Below are 21,235 nucleotides of genomic sequence, written 5' to 3'. Positions count from 1 at the left end.
CTTGGGAACCGATGGTAACGACGGAAGCACAAAGACATGGCCAAGATCACCTATATCGAGCATGGCGGCAAGGAACACGTGGTGGAGGTCGCCAACGGCCTGACCGTGATGGAAGGCGCCCGCGACAACAACATCCCCGGCATCGAGGCCGATTGCGGCGGCGCCTGCGCCTGCTCCACCTGCCATGTCTACGTGGACGAGGCTTGGGTGGGCAAACTGCCCGCCAAGGAAGCCATGGAAGAGGACATGCTGGACTTCGCCTATGAGCCGGATCCCGAGAAGTCGCGCCTGACCTGCCAGCTGAAAGTCACCGACGCTCTGGACGGGCTGGTCGTGCAGATGCCCGAGAAGCAGATCTGAGCATGGCGGCGCGGCGTCTGTCGTGGCGCATATGGGGCGGTCTCGCCCGCCGCGTCTTGCTGGCGTCGAGCCTGTTTCTGGGCGGGGCTGCCGCGGCCGGGACCATCGTTGAGGCGACCTATGGCGATCCGACGGATCGCTATGCCCATGGAGTTCTGGGGGACGCGATCGAGTGGGGCGCGCTGGAGATCGTGGTCGAGGACTGGGCGCACCGCACCAAGATGCGCTTCGTGCTGCCCGAGGACCGCGTGTTCGAGGACGTCGCCCCGCGGCTGGTGGATGTCACCGGCGACGGTAAGCCCGAAGTGGTCGTCGTCGAAAGCCAGCAGTCCAGCGGCGCGCAGCTGGCAATTTATGACGCCACTGGCAAGCTCGCCGCGACACCGCATATTGGCACGCGCAACCGCTGGCTGGCGCCCATTGGGGCGGCGGATATGGATGGGGACGGCTTCGTCGAGATCGCCTATATCGACCGGCCGCATCTGGCCAAGACCCTGCGGGTCTGGCGGTTCCGCGACGGCGCCTTGCGCGAGGTCGCGTCCCTGCCGGGGCTGACGAACCACCGCATCGGCGAGCGCGATATCGGTGGCGGGCTGCGGGTATGCGGCGATAAGATCGAGATGATCACGGCCTCGGCCAACTGGTCGCGGGTTATTGCCACCTCATTTGAAAATGGCAGCCTCAGCACCCGGGATGTGGGACCTCACACCGGGCGCGCCTCGCTCAACGCCGCGATGGAGTGCAACTGAGGGATTGTGAGTATTTTTGCCAAAACGAAGCCGGAAGCGCGCGGCTTCGGGACTTAGTCGAGGGCGCGCCAGCCGATATCACGGCGCACGAACCCGTCCGGCCAGTTGATCTGATCCACCATCGCATAGGCCCGCGTACGCGCCTCGGCCAAGGATGCGCCGCGGGCGGTGACGTTGAGCACCCGGCCGCCCGAAGCCGTAATCTGCTCGCCCTGGGCACGGGTGCCCGCGTGGAACACCATGTTCATGCTATCCTCGGGCAGGGCATCGAGCCCGCCGATCACGGAGCCTTTTTCGTAGGCGCCGGGATAGCCCTTGGTCGCCATCACCACGGTGATCGCATGATCATCGGCCCATTGCGCGCGGGCCTCGTCCAGGCGGCCCTCGGCGCAGGCCATCAGCAGGTCGAGCGCCTGCGCGCCGAGGCGCATCATCAGCACCTGGCATTCGGGATCGCCGAAGCGCACGTTGTATTCCACCAGCCGGGGTTGACCGTCCTTGATCATCAGCCCGGCATAGAGCACGCCTTGGTAGGGCGTGCCGCGCCGCGCCATCTCGTCCACGCAGGGCTGCACGATCTCGGCCACGGCTTTCGCGGCGATCTCATCGGACAGGACGGGTGCCGGGGAATAGGCCCCCATGCCGCCGGTATTGGGGCCTTCGTCGCCCTCATAGGCGCGCTTGTGATCCTGCGCGGTGCCGATGGGCAACACGGTTTTCCCGTCGGAGAGTAGGAAATAGGAGGCTTCCTCGCCCTCCATGAATTCCTCGATCACCACTTCGGCGCCCGCGTCGCCGAATGCGCCGCCCAGCATGTCGTCGAGCGCGGCCAAGGCCTGATCCAGCTCCATCGCGACGACCACGCCTTTGCCCGCGGCCAGACCGTCGGCCTTGATCACGATCGGGGCGCCTTGCGCCTCGACATAGGCGCGGGCTTTGGCCAGATCGGTGAAATGGGCGTAGGCTGCGGTGGGCGCGTTCGCGGCGGCGCAGATTTCCTTGGTGAAAGCCTTGGAGGCCTCGAGCCTCGCGGCCTCTGCCGACGGGCCAAAGCACAGCACGCCAGCGGCGCGCAGCGCGTCGGCCACGCCTGCGGCCAGCGGGTCCTCGGGGCCGACGATGACGAAGTCGATGGACTGCGCCAGGGCGAAGTCGACCACCAAGTCCACGTTCATAATGTCGAGCGCCGCGCATTCCGCCACGCCCGCGATCCCCGCATTGCCCGGGGCCACGATCAGCCGGTCGCATTTGGGGTTCTGCTTGACCGCCCAGGCCAGCGCATGCTCGCGCCCGCCGCTTCCAAGGATCAAGATGTTCATGCGCGCTTCCCCTCCGGTTTTGGGCGTTCTAAGCTGGGCCACCCGCCACCACAAGAGGCCTCCCCCCGTGGACTTGCTCGAAGACGACACGCCCGGCGACAACGCCCCCGAATTCACCGTCTCGGAGATCTCCGGCGCGGTGAAGAAGACGCTCGAGCAGGCCTTTGGCAGGGTGCGGGTGCGCGGTGAGATCGGGCGGGTGATGAAGGCGGGCTCGGGGCATATGTATTATGACCTGAAGGACGACCGGAACGTCATCTCCTGCAACACCTGGAAGGGGCAGGTGGCCGGGCTGTCTGTGCTGCCGGAAGAGGGGCTGGAGGTCATCGTCACCGGCAAGGTGTCCAGCTTCGGCGGGCAGTCGCGCTACAACATCAATGTCGACAGCATCGAAGTGGCGGGCGAGGGCGCGCTGATGGCACTGCTGGAGAAGCGCAAGAAGGCGCTGGCCGCCGAAGGGCTGTTTGACGTCGCGCGCAAGAAACCCATCCCGTATTTGCCGGAGATCATCGGGGTCGTGACCTCGCCGCAGGGGGCTGTGATCCGCGACATCCTGCACCGGCTGCGCGACCGCTTCCCGCGCAAGGTGCTGATCTGGCCCGTCGCGGTGCAGGGCAAGGCCTGCGCGCCACAGGTGGCCGCAGCGATCGAGGGCTTCAATGCGATGACCCCGGGAGGCGCGCTGCCGCGCCCTGACCTGCTGATCGTGGCCCGCGGCGGCGGCTCGATCGAGGATTTATGGGGCTTCAACGAGGAAATCGTGGCCCGTGCCGCGGCGGCGTCCGACATCCCGCTGATCTCTGCCGTGGGGCATGAGACGGACACGACGCTGATCGACTTCGTCTCCGACCAGCGCGCGCCCACGCCCACGGCGGCAGCCGAGATGGCCGTGCCGGTGCGGCTGGATCTGATGGCCGCGGTGGACCAGTTCGGCGCGCGCATGGCGCAGTCGCTGAGCCGTGGCGTCGCGCAGCGCCGCCAGCGGGTGGATGATCTTGGCCGCGCCTTGGGGCGGATGGACGGGCTGACCAGCAACCCGCGCCAACGGCTCGACATGGTGGGCGGACGACTGGAGACGGCACTGTCAGGCGGTGTCGCGGCCAAGCGCCTGCGTTTTGAGAAGACCGCGCAGCCCTTGAAGCCCGCGATCCTCGCGCGCCAGACAGAGCGGATGGAGGCGCGGCTGACCCAAGCCACGAGCCGTCTTGGCACTGCGCTGGAGCGTCGGACTGAGCGTGCCCGCGCGCAGTTCCAGCGCGCCGCCGATCAGCTGACCCCGAAGGGCCTGACCCGTGAGCTGCGCTTGCAGCAGGACCGCCTTGCGCGCGCGACCCGGGCCGCGTCCCAGGCGGGCCAAGCCCAGACGCGCGGCTGGCGCGACAGTATCGACAAGCTCGACCGCCTGCGCGAAACGCTGGGCTATCAGGCCACGCTCGCCCGTGGCTACGCGGTGGTGTGGGACGGCGAGACGGTCGTCACCGACAGCAAGCAGGCCAAAAAGGCCACGTCGCTAGAGGTCCAATTCAAAGATGCCCGCATTCCGCTTGGTGCTGCGACCAAGGCGCCCAGCAAGCCGAAGCCCCCAAAGCCGGGCCAGCCCAGCCTTTTCGACGACTAACCCTTTCTTTGTTCTCAAAATACGGCGGGGGGTCGTCATTGTCGCGCCATTGGTCCGAGAGACAATGGCGACGGTCGGAGCCCCCGCGTGGCGACGCGGCAAAGCCGCGGCGCAAAACCTCTATTCGACAGGCGTGTAGCTGACGCCTACATCCGGTCCGGGACAGTCCAGAAGCTGGTTGTCCTGACCCACGACCACCAGATCATCTTCGGGCGGGTCGCCGACGAGGCGCGCACGGCGGGTGTCGCCGTCCTCGATAAAGTGCCAGCATTGCGCGTCGGGCAGGCCGTCATACAGGAAGCAAATCTCGTCGCGCTCGGCAAACCAGGTGCCGCGCTGGCATTGGCCGTCGAGAAAGGTCCAGATGACCTCGCGGGTGGAGCGATATTGCTCGGCGCCATAGGGCTGGCCGCGGCGTTCGAAATAGACGGTTGTGCCTGTGACGAAATCCGAGAACTCTTTTGCGGTCATGATCCGCTCGGCGAGGGCGGGCGCGGGCAGGGCGAGCGCTGCGGCGAGAGCGAGATACTTCATGGGGCTATAGATGGGGCGCGCCACGGGCAGGGTCAAGCGGCCCGCCAGGCTTCGGCATGGGGGTTCATCACCTTCTTCCACAGCTTCGGGTAAAGCGCGATGAAGGCCATCACCGGCAGTGCGTGGGGCAGCATCGGGGCCTCGCCCCGCACCGGGTTCTCAAGCGCCGTAAACCGCTTGCCCGGATGAGCGTGGTGGTCGGAATGGCGCGGCGCGCCGAGCATCCACAGCGATGACAGCCAGTGGGGCGCGTTCCACGAATGCTTGGCGGTGACAGGCTCGAACCGCGCGCCATCGGCGGCGCGCTCCAGCCCGTAATGTTGCACGTAATCCGACAGCATCAGTTGGGTCTGCGCGAAGGCGGCAAGGCACAGGTGCACGCCGACGCCCTTGAGGCCCCCGATCAGGAAGGACACGAACAGCAGCGCAATCGCGCCGCCGACATAGAGCACGTAAGGATGGCGGTAGTCCCATTGGGCGCGTTCCAGCTGGGCGCGACGGGCGGTCTCCGCCGCGAGGCCCTTCTTGAAGGACCCCACCCAAGCCCTTCGCACGAAACGATAAAAGCTCTCGTTCATCCGCGACGTGTTGGGGTCGTTTGGCGTGCCCACATGGACATGGTGCACCAGTGGATGGGCGGAGGCGTGGTGGCCGAACAGCAGCGAGATATAGACCCATGTTCCCGCACGCCGCAGGCCCCGCGCACCGCGATGGATGAGCTCGTGGGCGTTCGAGTTGCTCACCTGGCCCATGAACAGCCCCGTGGCCGCGAAGAGCGCGACGCCGTCGAGCGAGAATAGCCCGATGCCTTTGCCCGACAGCGACCAGACCATCAGCGCCAGCAGGACGAAATGCACGAGCACCAGCATCAGGGAGAGCTGGTCGGCCTCTTCATCATCGGCGGCCTCGCCATCACTTGCGAAGACCGGGCCGAACTCGTCCACGGCGGCCACGAACAGCGTGATGTAAAGCAATGCAATCCAGCAGGCCCAGCCCCCAAACAACGCGCCCGCCACAAGGAACGGGATCGGCGCAAGGGTTGCGAGCGTGAAGGCCAGAAAGGACCGTGGCATGGATTGAGTGCCCCCTCAAAATCTGCGTTGCGTTTCCCAAACACTACAAATGTGCCCAAATGATGGAAACGCGGTGAAACATCGCGCGCAACTTGGCGCGAAGGCGTCGCTTTTGCATATGTTGGGCGCACCGCTCGGCCCTATGGTCGCCGCAAGCGAGATGGAGAGTTGGCCATGGCCTTGGACGAGCGCAAAGGGGTTTGGAAATCCGGCAAGGGCCGGGGGCGGACGCACACGAAAGGCCGCCAGCTGGACGACCGGGCCTGGGACGAGGTGCGCGCGCTTTTGGGCGATGCCCCGCGCGACCGCGACATGCTGATCGAGTTTCTGCATCTGATCCAGGACGCATACGGCCACTTGTCCGCCGCGCATTTGCGCGCGCTCGCCGAAGAGATGCGCCTGTCGATGGCCGAGGTCTACGAGGTCGCGAGCTTCTACGCCCATTTCGACGTGGTGAAGGAAGGCGAGACCCCGCCGCCTGCGCTGACGATCCGGGTCTGCGACTCGCTGTCCTGCGAGCTGGCGGGCGCGCAGGCGCTGAAAGCCGCGTTGGAAGACGGGTTGGATGCCAGCCAGGTGCGCGTGCTGCGCGCGCCCTGCATGGGACGCTGCGACACCGCACCGGTGCTGGAGCTGGGGCATAATCATATCGACAATGCGACGGTGGAGAAGGTCGAGGCGGCGATTGCGGCGGATGACACCCATGCGCATGTACCTGACTATGAGGTCTTGGAGACCTATAAGAAATCAAGCGGTTACGATGCGCTGTTGAAGCTACGAGACGGCGGCGATTGGGAGGCTGTGCAGGCCCAAATCACGGACAGCGGGCTGCGCGGGCTTGGCGGCGCAGGCTTCCCGTCGGGCACCAAATGGAGCTTCGTGCGCGGCAATGCGGGTCCGCGCTATCTGGCCGTGAATGGCGACGAGGGCGAGCCGGGGACGTTCAAGGACCGCTACTACCTGGAGCGCACGCCGCATCTGTTCTTCGAGGGCATGTTGATCGCCGCCTGGGCCGTTGAGGCCGCGCGCTGCTACATCTACATGCGCGACGAATACCCCGCCGTGCTGGAGATCCTGCGCCGCGAGATCGCTGCGTTGGAGCAGGCCGGGATCGTGGAGCCGGGCTATGTCGAGCTGCGCCGCGGCGCGGGCGCCTATATCTGCGGCGAAGAGAGCGCGATGATCGAATCGATCGAAGGCAAGCGCGGCCTGCCGCGCCACCGCCCGCCCTATGTGGCGCAGGTGGGCCTATTTGGGCAGCCGACGCTGGTGCACAATGTCGAGACCCTGCACTGGATCGCGCGCATCTGCCGCGAGGGGCCTGAGGTTCTGAATGCGACCGAGAAGAACGGGCGCAAGGGCCTGCGCAGCTACTCAGTTTCCGGGCGTGTCGCGCAGCCGGGGGTGTATCTGCTGCCCGCGGGATCGACCATCACGGATATTATTGAGGCCGCTGGGGGCATGGCGGAAGGCCATGTGTTCAAGGCCTATCAGCCCGGCGGGCCGTCCTCTGGCCTGTTGCCTGCGTCGATCAACGATGTGCCGCTGGATTTCGACACGTTGCAGCCGCTGGGCACGTTTATCGGCTCTGCCGCCGTGGTGGTGCTGTCCGATCAGGACCGCGCGCGGGATGCGGCGCTCAACATGTTGCGCTTCTTCGAGGATGAAAGCTGCGGGCAATGCACGCCCTGCCGGGTTGGCTGCGAGAAGGCGGTGAAGCTGATGCAGCAGGACAGCTGGGATCAGCCGCTGCTGGAAGAGCTGTGCACTGCGATGGCGGACGCGTCGATCTGCGGGCTGGGGCAGGCTGCGCCGAACCCGATCAAGCTGGTGATAGAGCACTTCAAAGACGAAGTGTAACTAGTTGTTTTTATAGACTGCACAGGCGCAGCCTTGTCGGCGCAGCGTGTTGCAGAGCTTTTGGGCGGCGTTGCGGGAGTTGCGGCTGACCCGGGCCATGTACCACCCTTTCAGTTTCGCGACCCGGTGCTTTTTGTAGATCACGTCGAGCTTTTCGCCCCGCAAAGCCGTGCGGCAAGCGGCGGAGCGTCGTTCGAACTGCGCCCGCGCGCCTGATTTCGTCCGATCCGCCGCCAGCTGCACGCCCCAAGGCTTGTAGCGGGGGGCTTTCCGGAGCGGCGTCAGTTGCCGCTTCGCGGCCAGCGCATGGCAGGCGGGGCGGAAGCTTTTGGTCTTGGACAGGCGCATGTCATGCGTGTCCGGCTTGGCGTCGCGCCATTGCTCCGCCGTGAGGCCGGTGATGATCGGCACGTAGTCGATGGTCTCTTGCGCCAGCCCGCGGCCTTGCAGGAAACCGTCCGCCCGCGCCTCGCCGCCATTATAAGCCACTGCCGCCATCCCTTCGGAGCCGTAGCGCGTGACCAGCTCGGCCAGGTACTGCGCCGAATGATCCAGCGCGTCGGCGGGATTATAGGGGTCGCGCAGCCCGCGCCGATCGGCGGTCGAGCGGATGAACTGCGCGATCCCCATCGCATTCGCCGGGCTCAGCGCGTTAGGGTTGAAGCGGCTTTCCTGCCAAATCAACCGGGCGAAGAAATGCGGGTTCAGACCGTGGGTCGCCGCGCTGACCTCCAGCATCTGGCACAGGTCATGGACGAAATGCGCGTCCCGGATGCACTGGACCTGACCCCGTGTGCCCGCGCTGCAGGCGGGGTCCGGCTCGGCTTGGGCGGGGCTGATAAACAGCATCAGGGCAAGGAGATACCGCATGCACGCGATCCTAGCGCCTTCCATCTGCCCCGGCGAGAGGTTAGGTGAAGCAGCAGCGATCACCTGAGGCCCCGCGCATGTCCTTCTTCAAGAAACTCAAAAGCAAACTGTTCAAGTCATCCTCCAAGCTCGAAGAGGGGTTGGACGCCATCGTCGAAGATGGCGGCGTCGAAGAGCAGGTCGAGACACCCGAGGTTGATCACGCCGCAGAGGACGCCAGGCGCGCGGAAGAGGCCCGGGAAGCAGAAGAGGCTCGATTGGCCGAGGACGCCCGGCTGGCTGAGGACGCGCGTTTGGCTGAAGAAAAGCGTTTGGCTGAAGAAGCGCGTTTGGCCGAAGAGGCGCGGCTCGCGGAGGAGGCAAGGCGCGCCGAAGCCGCGCGTTTGGAAGAAGAACGCGCTGCCGCCGAGGCCGAGCGCATCGCGCAGGCCGAAGCGCAGGCAGAAGCGGCTGCGCAAGCGGCCCGCGACGCTCAAGAAGCCGCAGCGGCTGCGGCCGCGCAGGAAGCGGCCCGATTGGAGCGCGAAGCGGAAGCCGCCCGTCAGGCCGAAGCACAGCGCGCCGCCGAGCAAGAAGCGGCCCGACTGGCTGCCGAACACCAAGCCGAAGAGGAACGGCTGGCAGCCGAGCGCGCCGCGCAAGAGGCGCGGATGGCCGAAGACGCCGCCCGCCGTGCCGCGGAGCAAGCTGCAGAAGAAGCACGCTTGGCGCAAGAGGCGGCTGAGCGGGCTGCGGAGCAGGCTGCCCAGGAAGACGCGCGCAGGGCAGCCGAGGCGGCACTGAACGAGCCCGCGCCCGAGCCTGCGGCAAAGCCCGGCCTCTTCGGACGCCTTCTGGGGCGCGGTGAGAAAAAGACCGTCATCCGGCGCGAGCTGGACGACGACATGCTGGAGGCGCTCGAAGAGCTGCTGATCGCATCGGATATGGGCGTCGACACCGCGCTTCGGGTGACCGCCAACATGGCAGAGGGGCGCTTTGGAAAGCGCCTTTCAACACAAGAAATCAAAGAGTTACTCGCCGCCGAGATTTCCAAGATCATGGAGCCCGTGGCCAAGCCGATGCCGATCTATCCCAAGCGCCCGCAGGTGGTGCTGGTTGTCGGCGTCAATGGCTCTGGCAAGACGACGACCATCGGCAAGCTGGCGCTGCAATTCTCCAATGCGGGCAAGAAGGTGGTGATCGCGGCGGGCGACACGTTCCGCGCGGCGGCGGTGGAGCAGTTGCAGGTTTGGGGCGAGCGGGCGGGCGTGCCGGTCTTAACCGCGCCAGAGGGATCGGACCCGGCATCACTGGCTTTTGACGCCATGACCAAGGCGGAGGCCGACGGCGCGGACCTGCTGATGATTGACACCGCGGGGCGGCTGCAGAACCGCGCCGACCTGATGGAAGAGCTTGCCAAGATCGTGCGCGTGATCCGCAAGAAGGACGAAAGCGCGCCGCACAATACGCTCTTGGTGCTGGATGCGACGACGGGCCAAAACGCGCTCAATCAGGTCGACGTGTTCCGGCAAATCTCGGACGTTTCGGGTCTGGTGATGACCAAGCTCGACGGGACTGCCAAGGGCGGCGTGCTGGTGGCGCTGGCGGACAAGTTCGGCCTGCCGATCCATGCCATCGGCGTGGGGGAACAGATCGACGATCTGGCGCCGTTCGACCCGGAAGAATTCGCCCAGGCGCTCACCGGGGTGGCTCCCGAATAACCCCACATTAAGGTTAACGCGCCCATGGCTTCGTTTTGGCAAAAAATACTCTCGCCGAAGGCGTCCCTCGGTATGAGCCAATGGATCACCAGCCTGGAAGGCACGGAGGCCGGCCACACGACCGCCCTGATCCTCGCCATCATGGCGGCCTTCCTGCACGCGTTGTTCGGGGCGCTGCAAAAGGGTCGTCACGACCCTTGGCTGTCGCGGGGGGCGATTGATCTCAGCTACGGGCTGATCGCGGCCCCGTTTGCGCTGTTCGTTGTCCCGTGGCCCGAGCCCCATATGTGGCCGATCTTCGCGACGGTCTTTGTGATCCATGTGGGCTATAAGCTGTTGCAGGGCTTCACGTATTCTCGCGGAGCCTACACGGTCGTCTACCCGATCGTGCGCGGCACTGGGCCGCTGTTTACGGTGATCGGCGCGTATTTCCTGTTCGGCGAGACGTTTAACGGTGTGCAGTGGGCCGGGCTCGCGACTTTGCTGGCGGGCATCTACGGGCTGGCGATTTACAATTTGCGCACGATCACCGCGCAGCGCGACACGATGGTCTCCGCCATGCTTCTGGCCATTGCGACGGGGCTCTTCGTGGCGCTCTACACGACCTACGACGCCTATGGCATTCGCGCGACGGCGGACCCGTTTACCTTTCTGGCGTGGTTTTTCTTTATCGACGGGCTGTTTTTCATGCCGCCCGTCGCGGGCTACCTTTGGTGGCGCAACCCGGATCGACCCGACCTTGGCCCGCTCATGGCGCGGGGCGTGTTGGGGGCGTTTGTCGCGTTTTTCTCCTTTGGGGCGATCATGCTGGCGACCCGGTTGGACAGTGTGGGCGAGGCGGCGGTGCTGCGGGAGACCTCGACCGTATTTGCGGCCTTGATCGGTTGGGCCGTTCTGGGCGAGAAGGTGGGACCGCGCCGCCTGACCTTGATGGCGCTGATCGCGCTCGGCGCGGTCATCGTGGAAATGGGAGGCTGAATGGCCGAAGAAAAGAAGATATCGCAAGGCCTGAAGTCGGCGCTGGAACTGGGCCCGGTCTTGCTGTTTTTCATCGCCTACACGCGGTTGAAGGACGAGACCTATGTCTTTGGTGGCACGGAATATTCCGGCTTCATCGTGGTCACTGTGCTGTTCATTCCGCTGCTGCTGCTGTCCACCGCGATCCTGTGGAAGCTGACGGGCAAGCTCAGCCGGATGCAGATCCTGACGGCGGTGCTGGTGATCGTCTTTGGCGGGCTGACCGCGTATTTCAACGACGAGAAGTTCTTCAAGATCAAGACCACGATCGTCTATGGCCTGTTCGCGGGGCTGCTCGGCATCGGGTTGCTGCTGAAGCGGTCCTGGCTGGAACTGGTGATGGACGATTTCCTCCCGCTCAAGCCCGAAGGCTGGATGATCCTGACCCGCCGCCTGACGGCGATGTTCGCCGCACTTGCCATCGGCAACGAGATCGTCTGGCGCACCATGTCCACCGACGCCTGGGTCAAGATCGAAACCTTCGGCTTCCCCATCGCCCTGTTCGCCTTCTTCATGTCCCAGAGCTTCCTGTTCCAGAAATACGCCGATGAGCCGGACGAGGAAGAGGCCTAAACCTTCTTCTGGTTCACCCGTTTTGACAGGGCGGCGTGGCTCTCCTTGCGCTCGGAATAGCGGTCGGTAAGCTGCTCTTTCAGGTCGCGGGTAAGCCAGGTGAAGCGGACGAGTTCTTCCATCACGTCGACCATGCGGTCGTAGAAGGGCGACGGCGTCATGCGGCCTTTCTCGAACTCCAGAAACGCCTTCGGGACCGAAGATTGGTTCGGGATCGTCAGCAGGCGCATCCAGCGGCCGAGGATGCGCAACTGGTTGACCGTGTTGAAGCTCTGCGAGCCGCCATTGACCTGCATCACCGCCAGCGTTTTGCCCTGGGTCGGGCGCACGCCGCCCAGCGACAGCGGGATCCAGTCGATCTGGGCTTTCATGATGCCGGTCATGGCCCCGTGGCGCTCGGGGGAGCACCAGACCATGCCCTCAGACCACGTCACCAGTTCGCGCAGTTCGGCGACCTTCTCGTGGCTGGCATCCTCCGCATCGGGAAGAGGCAGGCCGCGGGGATCGAAACTCTTGGTCTCCGCGCCGAGCTTGGTCAGCACGCGCGCGGCCTCTTCGCACATCAGGCGCGAATAGCTGGTCCCGCGCAGCGATCCGTAGAGCAGCAGGATGCGCGGGGCGTGGGTACTGGTCGCGGTTGCGGGCGGCGCCGGGACCTGAAACTGAGCGTCGTCGAGCTGGGGTGTGTCGGTCATCGGTCAGGCTTTCGTCAGGTGCCAGGCAAGCTCAAGGGCGGGGGAAACGCCCTTCAGCCCATCAACGCGGGTTTTTTCGAGCAGGCGGGCGGTGTGCTTGGGATAGCGGCGCGCGACCTCATCGCCCGGGACGGGAAAGGGCGGGCCGGAGACGGTACTGGCGTCGTATTCGAACGTGATCAGCAGCTGCGGCGCGCATGCCGTCAGGCGGTCGATATGGGGGGCATAGTCAGCGCGCATCTCAGCTGGCAGCGCCACGAGCGCGGCACGGTCATACACCGCGTCGACAGGGCCAAGCATGTCGGAGTCCAGCTCGAAAATATCGCCGACGAAAATATCGAGGCCGGGCGCGCTGAACTGCGTCAATGACCCGGCGTCTCGGGTCTCTGGCGTGATTTGCATGTCTTCGAACAGTTGCTCGATGGCGGAGCGGTTCAGCTCTGCGCCTGCGACGCGGAAGCCTTGGGCCATCAGCCAGGGGATATCGACCGTCTTGCCGCAGAGCGGGACGAAGATCCGCGCGCCGGGGTCGAGGGTCAGCGCGCCCAGATGGGCCACAAGCTTGGAGTGGGGCTGATCGTTGTGGAAGCCGATTTGCCCGGACTCCCATTTGGCGTGCCAGAAGTCGTGATCCATGTCGGCCTCGTCGTGGTGCAGCAATGGGGTGCAGAGGGCCAAATGCGCGACGGGGCGTCAAGCGACAAACCGCCCGCCTTCCGCGCCAGCCCTTGCTAAATGGCCCGCGCCCCTCTATGTGAAGCCTGCGACGTTACCACTATCGGCACTACTGCTCCTTACGGCCCAGTCTTTACGATCTTGATCTGACAGAGCCGAGCTGCCGCACGATGCGGGCAGCATTATTCAAGGAGACAGACGATGGCTAATGGCACCGTCAAATGGTTCAACTCTACCAAAGGCTTCGGCTTTATCGCGCCCGAGAGCGGCGGCAAGGACGTGTTCGTGCACATCTCCGCCGTTGAGCGCGCAGGCCTGACTGGCCTCGCCGATGACCAGAAGGTCACGTATGACGTGGAAGCTGGCCGTGATGGCCGCGAAAGCGCAGTGAACATCGTCCTGGCCTAAACGCCCGGCGAAACGACTTCGAAGGGACGCGGTTTCGCGTCCCTTTTTTGTGCTGGATGAGTGGATCATGGGCATGGTTGAAGGGGTGTCGTCGAAAGCGATGAATGCCCGGACGGCGTGGCCGAAGAGTTGGCCTGCCTTGAGCCCAATTACGATACTCAATCTCGACATTGCCGAAGGACGCCACTTTGACCCCTGAAATTCGTTTTACCCGGTTGTCGGACATCGAACAGGCCGAGATATTGGTACACATGTCTGACCCTCGCGTGGCGGAGCATATGCCGCTTTTGAGGTTTGACTGGGATGCTGCGACCGTGGCGGGGTTTGTTGCCAAGAAGGAAGAGTGTTGGGCGCGCGATGGGCTTGGGCACTGGGCGTTTTTATCCGATGACCGATATGTCGGTTGGGGCGGCTTCCAGAAAGAAGGGGACGAATGGGACTTCGGACTTGTCTTGCGGCCCGACGCCTTTGGCCTTGGGGTCCGCATCGCAAGACAGGCAATCGATCTCGCGATGACCGATGAGCGCATCCCATACGTGACTTTCCTTTTACCACCATCCCGAACAAACCTGCGCGCACTTGAAAGGCTTGGTGCGAGGCAGGTTGGCGAGATTGAATATGATGGAGAAACCTTCCTGAAATTCCGACTTGAGACGGACTGACAGTTTTGTCCCGCACAACCGCCGACGGATAGGCAACGTTTTAGTGTCGGACCGAAACCGGCCAACAGTGCCGCCGGCTCAAGCCGCCCGGATCCGGGGGAGACACCTGAACTGAATAAACGTGCCGCGGCTCGGGTTGAACGGTTGATGGTGTTGGACAATCTCGGGCCATACCTGCCGAACCTAATCGCGACAATCGCGGGCAACCTTTCCGAACTGAAGCCTTTCTCTGGCCTTCAATCGCTGGATGTCCGCCTGCCACCTTTCTTTGCGGCAGCCTATCCCGGGCCGAAATTCGGCATGAAGGGGACGCGCGCACTGACCGGCGTCGAAGGGCGCCCCTTTGGGGCCGGGCTTGTCGGAATCCGTTGACACGACGTTTGCCAGAGTCTTGAAAGACGCCAAGGATGAGGCCGCGCGCCGGGGTATTCCCTATCAGGCGGCAGAGGACTTCCAACTTGGTCACCTAACGATCCTCTTGGCCGCGGCCTTTGGTGGAAATCCCGGTGGCAAGCTGTCTCATGGCTGCATGAAGGCGATCGAGGGGGCGGAGCCGGTCATCTTCAAGGATAGGTGGATGGACTAGCTTTTTTCAGCCGAGGCCGTGAAGGCATCTGTGAAATCCATCTGTGATTGATGCAAAATGGATGACGTCTCGCGATGGAAGACCGAACCCGCTGGAAACAAAAACAAGCTCAAGAGCTGCTTGATTGGCCCTGCTACGGGATGCGCCCGCAGAGATTCAAGTCGATGGCCAAGGCCCGGTATTGGCCGCCTAACTTCGTCCACCTGAGGCCAGGTTGGCCGAGGTTCGTGTGGTTTTCAAAGTCGGGAATTCGCCCTGAACTGGCCGTCCAAGCTGATCCCAAGTCGAACAAAGAAATTCCGCCCTGACGCGTAGAATGACGATGGCAAAGGATCGCAACTGTCATCACAACACTCCGAGACCACACGAAGTGTCCCGTCAGCGGGGTCGACTGCGACACACCGCTTGCATAGGCTTAATCCATCGCCAAGGTCAGAACCGGTGTCGAAATGGTCAGAGTTGCCGTCCTGGGGGTCCACCTCGAAAGTAATCGGTTCGCCCCGGTCACGACCCGTTCCGATTTCGACCTTCGGACCTGGCTCGAGGGCGAGGCGATCCTGACCGACGCCAAAAGCGCAGCGCCGCGGCAGGGCGCAGAGATCCCCGCATTTCTGGAGGAGATTCAACGCCATCTCGACGCCGAGATACTCCCAATACTCGTGGCGGCGGCGGAACCGGGTGGGCCTTTGGATGAGGCTGTCTTTCAAACCATCCAGGATACCGTGCGAGCCAAGTTGACGGATCACGCTCCCATCGACGCGGTCTATGTCGCCAGCCATGGTGCCATGGTCGGGGTCGAAACACTTGATCCTGACGGCGCGCTGTTGCAGACGGTTCGGGACGTCGTTGGGCCAAAGGTTCCGATTGTCGCGACGCTGGACCTGCATGCCAACCTCTCCGACCGGATGGCGGATGCCGCCGATTGTCTTGTCGGCTATCGCACCAACCCGCATGTCGATCAGGCCGATGTCGCCCGGGAGGCCGCGATCATCCTCGCCCGCATGGTGAAGGGTTCGGAGTTTCACATGGCCCATCTTCGCCTGCCACTTACGCCTGCCAGCGTGACTTTGCTGACCCATGAGCCGGGCGCGTATGCCGATCGCGTGGAGGATGCGGCCCGGCTGACAGACCCTCACGGTGCGCTCGTGAATGCGACCGTGCTTGGCGGTTTTGTCTACAGCGACACGCCAGACAACGGGATCGCTGCGATTGTGACAGCGTCCGATCGCATCGTGGCGGAGCGGGAAGCGGCCCGCCTTGCGGGTACGCTCTGGGCCGATCGCCATCGCTTCGTCCGTACGCTGACGTCGATCGCCGATGCCGTTCGCGCTGTCACGGCAGATGATGGATTGCGGTGGATCCTGTCTGATGCGGGCGACAATCCCGGCGGAGGGGGGCGGGGGACGTCAACTGACCTGTTGCGTGCGCTGATCGACGCAAAAGCCGCGCGCGTTCTTTGCGGTCTATTCATCGATCCCGACCTCGCGGAAGACGCCGCTGCGGCCGGTGTCGGCGCGAAGATCACGGCGCGCTTTCTGCGCCGAGGGTTCGATGGCTTTGGCGAGCCCTTCACCGCGCGGGCAGAGGTTCTTGCACTGAGCGATGGTCACGTGGTGGGGCGGCGCGGACTGGTGGCCGGACGCCGTGTGGACCTTGGAACCACCGCGGCCCTCGGGATCCGAGGGTTGACGGTGATTGTGGCGAGCAATCGCAAGCAATGCGCCGATCCCGTCTACTTCGAGCACCTTGGGCTTGATCCCGGCCAGTATCGGGCAGTGGTGGTGAAAAGCCGGGGTCATTTTCGCGCGGGTTTCGATGAATTCTTCGATCAAGATCAAGTGCTGGAAGTTGATACCAAGGGGCTGACAAGTCCGATCCTGAGCAATTTCGAATTCCGTGGATTGCCGCGACCGGTCTATCCCCTGGACACTGACGCGGTCTGGACACCGCCTGATTGGGCAATCCCGCATCTCAAGGCTTTGAACTTGTTGCCATGACGTATCGAATTGCCCTTGCCGGATTGCACATGGAGTGCGCGACCTTTCTACCGCAACTCACCCTCAGGGACGTCTTCGAGGCAGGAACGGTTCGCGGGGCGGATGTCATCCGCAAGTTCCGGGGCTCCAACACGGTCATGGGCGGTTTTCTGGGCGTCATCGATGATGCAGGGGCCGAAGCCATCCCGCTATTGCATTCCGATGGAGGTGCCGCCGGTCTGGCCGATCAAGCCGCCGTCATGTCCTACAGGCAGGAGATCGTCGAACATCTGACGGAACTGGATGGTGGGATCGACGGGCTGCTTTTGCACTTGCACGGCGCGATGGTGACCCAGGATGATCTGGACCCTGATGCAACGACGCTGGAGGCGATCCGATCCGCTGTCGGGCCGGACCTGCCGATCATGATAGCGCTGGATTATCACGCAAATCTCGATCTCGCTTCGATCGCCGGGGCGACTGCCGCGTTCGGGTATCGGTACTCTCCGCATATCGACATGGGCGCCACCGGCGCACGCGCCGCGCGCTGTCTTCTGAAGACGCTGGCAGGGGACATCCGCCCGGCCATGGCGATTGCGCGCCCGGGTCTTATCCTGCCTTCAATTTTCTCGGCAACCAGTCTTGAGCCGTTGAAGGACCTCGTCGACGAGGCCGCGCGGCTATCTGAGGACAGCGACGCGTATCGCGATGTCTCGCTTTTTGCCGGGTTCGCTTATGCCGACGTGCCCAACTGCGGCGCGTCGGTCGTGGCGGTGGTGGACGGGACACCGGCGCAGGCGGCGGCGTTGTCGACCAGACTGTCTGACAAAATCGCGCGCGCGCGTGCGGCCTTGTCTACGCCAGCGCCGGTGTATGATCTAGAGCAGGGCATTCGTCGCGCGCTCGCCGTCTCTCAAAGCTCCGATCGCCCTGTTGTCATTTTGGAACATGCAGACCGGGCCAATGACAGCACCCACGGCCTGCGCGCGTTATTGCCCTTGGCGGATCGTGCGCGCATTGCGGTGCCGTTTCTCTGGGACCCAGCTGCGGTGGCTATGGCAATGGCGGCGGGGGAGGGGGCTGAGGTCTCGCTTGACCTCGGAGGTCATTCCGCGCCGCGCGCCGGAGGTCCCGTTCCCGTTCTGGCCAAGGTGGATGCCGTGCGGCCGGATTTCACCTATCGCGGAACCGGCGAGATGCGGGCGGGGGCCGAAGTACGGCTTGGCGACACCGCGCTTCTGGACGTCGGCGGCCTGAAGATCAGTGTCACCAGCCGGTCCGAGAGTGCGATTGATTTCGATCCGTTCTTTCAGCTCGATCTGGACCCCGTCGATTACGATATCGTTCTCTTGCGCTCCAAAACGCATTTTCGAGCGGCGTGGGAGGGGTTCGCCGCCGAGATCATCATCGTCGACACGCCGGATTACGGGCCGGCTGACATCTCCACGCTCGCCTACCAGCACGCTCGACCGTGAGCCGCGCGCCTATCGGCTGGCATATTCGATCAACGCGTCGATGAACGCCTCGCAGGCCGCAAGCTCATCGCGGGTGATGAATTCGTTGGCCTTATGCGCCCGGTCGATATCACCGGGCCCGCACACGACGGTCGGTATGTTGCCTGTCTTGCTGAAAAGCCCTCCCTCGGTGCCGTAGGCCACTTTGCGATGATCGTTTCGCCCGGCAAGCCGCTTGGCCACGACAACAATGTCCTCTTCGGGGGCGGTTTCCAGACCGGGATAGGCGATCGTGTTTTCAAGACGAAAATCTGCCTCTGAGCTTACGTCCTTCATGCGTGGCAGCAACTCCGTGTCCACGAAGCGTTGTATATGATCTGCCATGGCGTCGACATCTTCGTTCGGCAAGGCACGCAATTCAAACTCAAGGTGGCAGTGTTCGGGCACGATATTCAGCGCCTCGCCGCCCTCGATCAGGCCGATATGGGTGGTCGTGAAAGGCACATCGAATAGGGGGTCGCGGGGTCCACAGGCCTCGATCTCGCGCCCAAACCGGCGCAGTTCGACCACGAATTCCGCCGCGAAATCAACAGCGTTGACGAAATGCGGCGCGCGGGAGGAATGGCCCGGTGTTCCGGTGACAAAGGCGCGAAAGGCACGTTTGGCCTTGTGGCTGGTCACGATGTCCATCGACGTCGGCTCACCGACGATGCAGCCCCGCGGTGGCACCTTCCATTCACCCAAACGCCCGATAAGGCTGCGAACGCCTAGGCAGCCCACCTCCTCGTCGTAGGAAAAGGCAAGATGCAGCGGTATCTTCAGCGGGGCCGCGGCCATTCTGGGCGCTCTGGTAAGGCAGCAGGCCAGAAAGCCTTTCATATCGGCAGAGCCGCGCGCGTAGAGTTTTCCATCGCGTTCCGTCAGCTCGAACGGATCGGACGCCCAGGCCTGTCCGTCCACCGGCACGACGTCGGTGTGGCCCGACAGGATGTATCCGGGCACGTCGTCGGGCCCGAAGCTTGCGATCAGGTTGGCCTTTTCTCCGGTGTCGTTCGGGATGCGTTCCAGTCGTGCGCCAAGTGGTGCCAGCGTGTCCTCGAGGTAATCGAGCAAGACAAGGTTGGAGCGATCGCTGATCGTGTCGAATCCCACCAACTTTCGAAGATGCTCGACGCTGGTTGGCTGATCTGGCGTCGTCATGGCTGGCTTCTCCGGTGTGGTGGCAGGACGAGTGCGGAATGCGCATATGGCCCGATGATCCTTGCGCCGTGCGGTCTGGCGCACATGTCCAAGCGCGCCGGTCTTCCTTTTGCCGCAGGACACACGCGTAACAAACGAAAAAACGCTTCCCAGATCGACAAGTGTGCGACTAACCTTTTCCTTAGCTGGTGAGTGAAGCCCGAAAGATTGGCTCCTTCCAAGCTATAAAAGGTCTTAATGGGGAGTACATTCAATGTGGAAATCGCTGTCTGCCGCGACATTCGCGGTAGGGTTGGTCATGGGCGCTGCAGCCCAGGCGGAGGACATCACCATCGCGGTGGCCTCCGAAGTCACGGCCATGGACCCGCACTACCATAACACCGGCAACAACAACCAAATCGTCGGCCTGATCTACGACCGGATGCTGCATCAGGACAGCAACCAGCAGCTTCAGCCCGGTCTCGCCGTCGAATGGGGGCCGATTGCGGATGACGTCTGGCAGTTCAAGCTGCGCGAAGGGGTGAAATTCCACGATGGCTCCGATCTGACTGCCGAAGACATCGTGTTCAGCTACGAGCGCGTGCCGAACGTGCCCAACAGCCCGTCCTCTTTTGCAACATACACCGCGGGTATTGCGGAGATTACCGTCGTTGATGACTACACCATGCAGATACGGACGAACGGCCCATACCCGCTGCTGCCGATCGATCTGTCGACGATCCAGATCGTCAGCTCGGAGAACCCCGATGCAACGACCGAGGACTACAATGCAGGCACCGCAAGCATCGGCAGTGGTCCCTACAAGTTCGTAAGCTACACGCCGGGCGAAAGCATCGTTCTCGAGGCCAATCAGGACTACTGGGGCGGTGCGCCGCAGTTCGACACCGTTACCTACCGGCCAATCAGCTCGGATGCCGCACGTGTCGCGGCGCTTCTGGCGGGCGACGTTGACGTGATTTCGGGCGTGCCGACATCCGACATCTCGACGTTGGAGGGCAACCCCGACATCGTCCTGAGCCAAGGTGTCTCCAACCGCGTGATCTACCTTCATGTCGACAGCCGCCGGGTCTATTCGCCCTTCGTGACCGACAATGAAGGCAACGAGATCTTCAACCCCCTGCAGGACGTCAACGTGCGCAAAGCCATCTCGATGGCGATTGACCGTGACACCATCGTGGAAGAGGTGATGGAAGGCATTGCGATCCCGGCCGGCCAGGTGCTGCCCGAAGGCTTCTTCGGCGTCTCCGACAACATCGAAGTGTTGGAATACGATCCCGAGGGCGCAAAACAGTTGCTGGCCGAGGCGGGCTACCCCGACGGCTTCAAGCTGACGATCCACGGCCCCAATGACCGCTACATCAACGATGAACAGATCGCGCAGGCCATCGCGCAGATGCTCACCCGCGTTGGCATCGAGACGGCGGTCGAAACCATGCCGCGGTCGGTCTATTTCGGTCGTGCGACGGGGGACGAGAACGGCTCCGAGTTCTCGCTGATGCTCGTTGGCTGGGGATCGGGCACGGGCGAGGCGTCTTCACCGCTCCGCGCGCTTCTGGCGACGCGCAATGACGAGACGGGCCTTGGCCGGACGAACCGGGGCCGCTACTCCAGCGCACCGTTCGATGCGACACTCCAGATGGCGCTCAACACCGTGGATGACGACATGCGCGCCGCGCTGCTCGCCCGCGCCACGGAAATCGCGATGCGCGAAGTTGGCCTGATCCCGACGCATTTCCAGGTCAACACCTGGGGCACGCGCAAGGGTCTGAGCTATACGCCGCGCACGGATGAGTACACCCGCCCCACCAACGTGGTGATCGAGTAAGCTCGCATGGAGCGGACCGGCCGCATGGGCTGGTCCGCTTCTTTCATTCTGCAGCCGTCCGGGAACATCGTTTTCGGGCGG

At 63.7% G+C, this 21,235-nt stretch carries 20 protein-coding genes; 13 read left to right on the top strand and 7 right to left on the bottom strand.

The annotated features are described in order from the left end of the window. Positions 1–36 precede the first annotated feature (36 nt). Together C8N43_RS05360 and C8N43_RS05355 are read left to right on the top strand one after the other, a co-directional pair. A complete protein-coding gene (locus C8N43_RS05360; protein WP_107844617.1) occupies positions 37–360 on the top strand; it encodes a 2Fe-2S iron-sulfur cluster-binding protein in 324 nt (107 codons plus the stop codon). A gap of 2 nt (positions 361–362) precedes the next feature. After that, entirely contained in the window at positions 363–1,109 is a 747-nt protein-coding gene (locus tag C8N43_RS05355; RefSeq protein ID WP_107844616.1) for an FG-GAP repeat domain-containing protein, read from the top strand. A gap of 53 nt (positions 1,110–1,162) precedes the next feature. Here the strand turns inward: C8N43_RS05355 and purD are convergent, their stop codons facing one another. Next, positions 1,163–2,428 (bottom strand): phosphoribosylamine--glycine ligase, encoded by a 1,266-nt coding sequence (gene purD / locus C8N43_RS05350; RefSeq protein WP_107844615.1) that lies wholly within the window; start codon positions 2,426–2,428, stop codon positions 1,163–1,165. Positions 2,429–2,495: 67 nt separating this feature from the next. On the opposite strand from purD, the gene xseA reads away from it, so the two are divergent. Next, entirely contained in the window at positions 2,496–4,046 is a 1,551-nt protein-coding gene (gene xseA, locus C8N43_RS05345; RefSeq protein WP_107844614.1) for an exodeoxyribonuclease VII large subunit, read from the top strand. A 120-nt stretch (positions 4,047–4,166) separates the two neighbouring features. Here the strand turns inward: xseA and C8N43_RS05340 are convergent, their stop codons facing one another. Continuing rightward, entirely contained in the window at positions 4,167–4,580 is a 414-nt protein-coding gene (locus C8N43_RS05340; RefSeq protein WP_146174160.1) for a hypothetical protein, read from the bottom strand. Positions 4,581–4,612: 32 nt separating this feature from the next. Next, positions 4,613–5,653, bottom strand: a complete 1,041-nt coding sequence (locus tag C8N43_RS05335) for an alkane 1-monooxygenase (protein WP_107844612.1) — start codon at positions 5,651–5,653, stop codon at positions 4,613–4,615. 174 nt (positions 5,654–5,827) lie between these two features. Between C8N43_RS05335 and C8N43_RS05330 the strand changes: the two genes are divergently transcribed. Then, on the top strand, positions 5,828–7,513 hold the full coding sequence (locus C8N43_RS05330; RefSeq protein WP_107844611.1) for an NAD(P)H-dependent oxidoreductase subunit E: 1,686 nt from the start codon (positions 5,828–5,830) through the stop codon (positions 7,511–7,513). Here C8N43_RS05330 and C8N43_RS05325 read toward each other — a convergent pair whose 3' ends face one another. Beyond that, positions 7,514–8,383 carry a lytic transglycosylase domain-containing protein gene (locus C8N43_RS05325; RefSeq protein ID WP_107844610.1) on the bottom strand — a complete coding sequence of 290 codons (870 nt, stop codon included), beginning with the start codon at positions 8,381–8,383 and terminating at the stop codon, positions 7,514–7,516. It lies immediately after the preceding gene. 311 nt (positions 8,384–8,694) lie between these two features. Between C8N43_RS05325 and ftsY the strand changes: the two genes are divergently transcribed. The 3 genes from ftsY to C8N43_RS05310 all read left to right on the top strand — a co-directional run bounded on the left by ftsY (position 8,695) and on the right by C8N43_RS05310 (position 11,673). Continuing rightward, on the top strand, positions 8,695–10,083 hold the full coding sequence (ftsY, locus tag C8N43_RS05320) for a signal recognition particle-docking protein FtsY (protein WP_425437076.1): 1,389 nt from the start codon (positions 8,695–8,697) through the stop codon (positions 10,081–10,083). A gap of 72 nt (positions 10,084–10,155) precedes the next feature. After that, a complete protein-coding gene (locus C8N43_RS05315; protein ID WP_107844609.1) occupies positions 10,156–11,061 on the top strand; it encodes an EamA family transporter in 906 nt (301 codons plus the stop codon). Beyond that, positions 11,062–11,673: an inner membrane-spanning protein YciB gene (locus C8N43_RS05310; RefSeq protein WP_107844608.1), complete on the top strand. Its 612-nt coding sequence runs from the start codon at positions 11,062–11,064 to the stop codon at positions 11,671–11,673. Here C8N43_RS05310 and arsH read toward each other — a convergent pair. Next, positions 11,670–12,368 (bottom strand): arsenical resistance protein ArsH, encoded by a 699-nt coding sequence (arsH, locus tag C8N43_RS05305; protein ID WP_107844607.1) that lies wholly within the window; start codon positions 12,366–12,368, stop codon positions 11,670–11,672. The two genes, C8N43_RS05310 and arsH, sit on opposite strands and share 4 nt — an antisense overlap. Before the next feature lie 3 nt (positions 12,369–12,371). Then, entirely contained in the window at positions 12,372–13,046 is a 675-nt protein-coding gene (tmpT, locus tag C8N43_RS05300) for a thiopurine S-methyltransferase (protein ID WP_245912907.1), read from the bottom strand. A 198-nt stretch (positions 13,047–13,244) separates the two neighbouring features. On the opposite strand from tmpT, the gene C8N43_RS05295 reads away from it, so the two are divergent. From C8N43_RS05295 to C8N43_RS05270, 5 genes are all read left to right on the top strand, one after another. After that, positions 13,245–13,451 carry a cold-shock protein gene (locus C8N43_RS05295; RefSeq protein WP_107844606.1) on the top strand — a complete coding sequence of 69 codons (207 nt, stop codon included), beginning with the start codon at positions 13,245–13,247 and terminating at the stop codon, positions 13,449–13,451. A gap of 251 nt (positions 13,452–13,702) precedes the next feature. Next, positions 13,703–14,113, top strand: a complete 411-nt coding sequence (locus C8N43_RS05290) for a GNAT family N-acetyltransferase (RefSeq protein WP_245913010.1) — start codon at positions 13,703–13,705, stop codon at positions 14,111–14,113. A gap of 355 nt (positions 14,114–14,468) precedes the next feature. Next, positions 14,469–14,699 carry a phosphogluconate dehydrogenase C-terminal domain-containing protein gene (locus C8N43_RS05280; protein ID WP_158269916.1) on the top strand — a complete coding sequence of 77 codons (231 nt, stop codon included), beginning with the start codon at positions 14,469–14,471 and terminating at the stop codon, positions 14,697–14,699. Positions 14,700–15,148: 449 nt separating this feature from the next. Further along, entirely contained in the window at positions 15,149–16,696 is a 1,548-nt protein-coding gene (locus C8N43_RS05275; RefSeq protein ID WP_107844603.1) for a M81 family metallopeptidase, read from the top strand. Continuing rightward, positions 16,693–18,150, top strand: coding sequence for a M81 family metallopeptidase (locus C8N43_RS05270; RefSeq protein WP_107844602.1), 1,458 nt, complete (start codon positions 16,693–16,695; stop codon positions 18,148–18,150). The genes C8N43_RS05275 and C8N43_RS05270 overlap by 4 nt, the downstream gene beginning before the upstream one ends. Before the next feature lie 9 nt (positions 18,151–18,159). Here C8N43_RS05270 and argE read toward each other — a convergent pair whose 3' ends face one another. After that, positions 18,160–19,329, bottom strand: a complete 1,170-nt coding sequence (argE, locus tag C8N43_RS05265) for an acetylornithine deacetylase (RefSeq protein WP_107844601.1) — start codon at positions 19,327–19,329, stop codon at positions 18,160–18,162. Between the two features lie 253 nt (positions 19,330–19,582). On the opposite strand from argE, the gene C8N43_RS05260 reads away from it, so the two are divergent. Then, entirely contained in the window at positions 19,583–21,154 is a 1,572-nt protein-coding gene (locus C8N43_RS05260; RefSeq protein WP_107844600.1) for an ABC transporter substrate-binding protein, read from the top strand. Positions 21,155–21,235 lie beyond the last annotated feature (81 nt).

The sequence above is a fragment of the Litoreibacter ponti genome (assembly GCF_003054285.1).
Classification (GTDB): Bacteria; Pseudomonadota; Alphaproteobacteria; order Rhodobacterales; family Rhodobacteraceae; genus Litoreibacter; species Litoreibacter ponti.
Note: the sequence above shows the minus strand (reverse complement) of the source record. Positions and strands in the feature narration are given on the sequence as shown.

Excerpts from the sequence above, each read along its gene's own strand:
- C8N43_RS05290 (WP_245913010.1), top strand. The coding sequence starts at position 13,703 with ATGTCTGACCCTCGCGTGGCGGAGCATATGCCGCTTTTGAGGTTTGAC.
- C8N43_RS05310 (WP_107844608.1), top strand. The coding sequence starts at position 11,062 with ATGGCCGAAGAAAAGAAGATATCGCAAGGCCTGAAGTCGGCGCTGGAA.
- argE (WP_107844601.1), bottom strand. The coding sequence starts at position 19,329 with ATGACGACGCCAGATCAGCCAACCAGCGTCGAGCATCTTCGAAAGTTG.
- purD (WP_107844615.1), bottom strand. The coding sequence starts at position 2,428 with ATGAACATCTTGATCCTTGGAAGCGGCGGGCGCGAGCATGCGCTGGCC.
- arsH (WP_107844607.1), bottom strand. The coding sequence starts at position 12,368 with ATGACCGACACACCCCAGCTCGACGACGCTCAGTTTCAGGTCCCGGCG.
- C8N43_RS05295 (WP_107844606.1), top strand. The coding sequence starts at position 13,245 with ATGGCTAATGGCACCGTCAAATGGTTCAACTCTACCAAAGGCTTCGGC.
- C8N43_RS05275 (WP_107844603.1), top strand. The coding sequence starts at position 15,149 with ATGGTCAGAGTTGCCGTCCTGGGGGTCCACCTCGAAAGTAATCGGTTC.
- C8N43_RS05360 (WP_107844617.1), top strand. The coding sequence starts at position 37 with ATGGCCAAGATCACCTATATCGAGCATGGCGGCAAGGAACACGTGGTG.
- C8N43_RS05325 (WP_107844610.1), bottom strand. The coding sequence starts at position 8,383 with ATGCGGTATCTCCTTGCCCTGATGCTGTTTATCAGCCCCGCCCAAGCC.
- C8N43_RS05330 (WP_107844611.1), top strand. The coding sequence starts at position 5,828 with ATGGCCTTGGACGAGCGCAAAGGGGTTTGGAAATCCGGCAAGGGCCGG.
- C8N43_RS05335 (WP_107844612.1), bottom strand. The coding sequence starts at position 5,653 with ATGCCACGGTCCTTTCTGGCCTTCACGCTCGCAACCCTTGCGCCGATC.
- C8N43_RS05355 (WP_107844616.1), top strand. The coding sequence starts at position 363 with ATGGCGGCGCGGCGTCTGTCGTGGCGCATATGGGGCGGTCTCGCCCGC.
- C8N43_RS05270 (WP_107844602.1), top strand. The coding sequence starts at position 16,693 with ATGACGTATCGAATTGCCCTTGCCGGATTGCACATGGAGTGCGCGACC.
- C8N43_RS05315 (WP_107844609.1), top strand. The coding sequence starts at position 10,156 with ATGAGCCAATGGATCACCAGCCTGGAAGGCACGGAGGCCGGCCACACG.
- C8N43_RS05340 (WP_146174160.1), bottom strand. The coding sequence starts at position 4,580 with ATGAAGTATCTCGCTCTCGCCGCAGCGCTCGCCCTGCCCGCGCCCGCC.
- C8N43_RS05260 (WP_107844600.1), top strand. The coding sequence starts at position 19,583 with ATGTGGAAATCGCTGTCTGCCGCGACATTCGCGGTAGGGTTGGTCATG.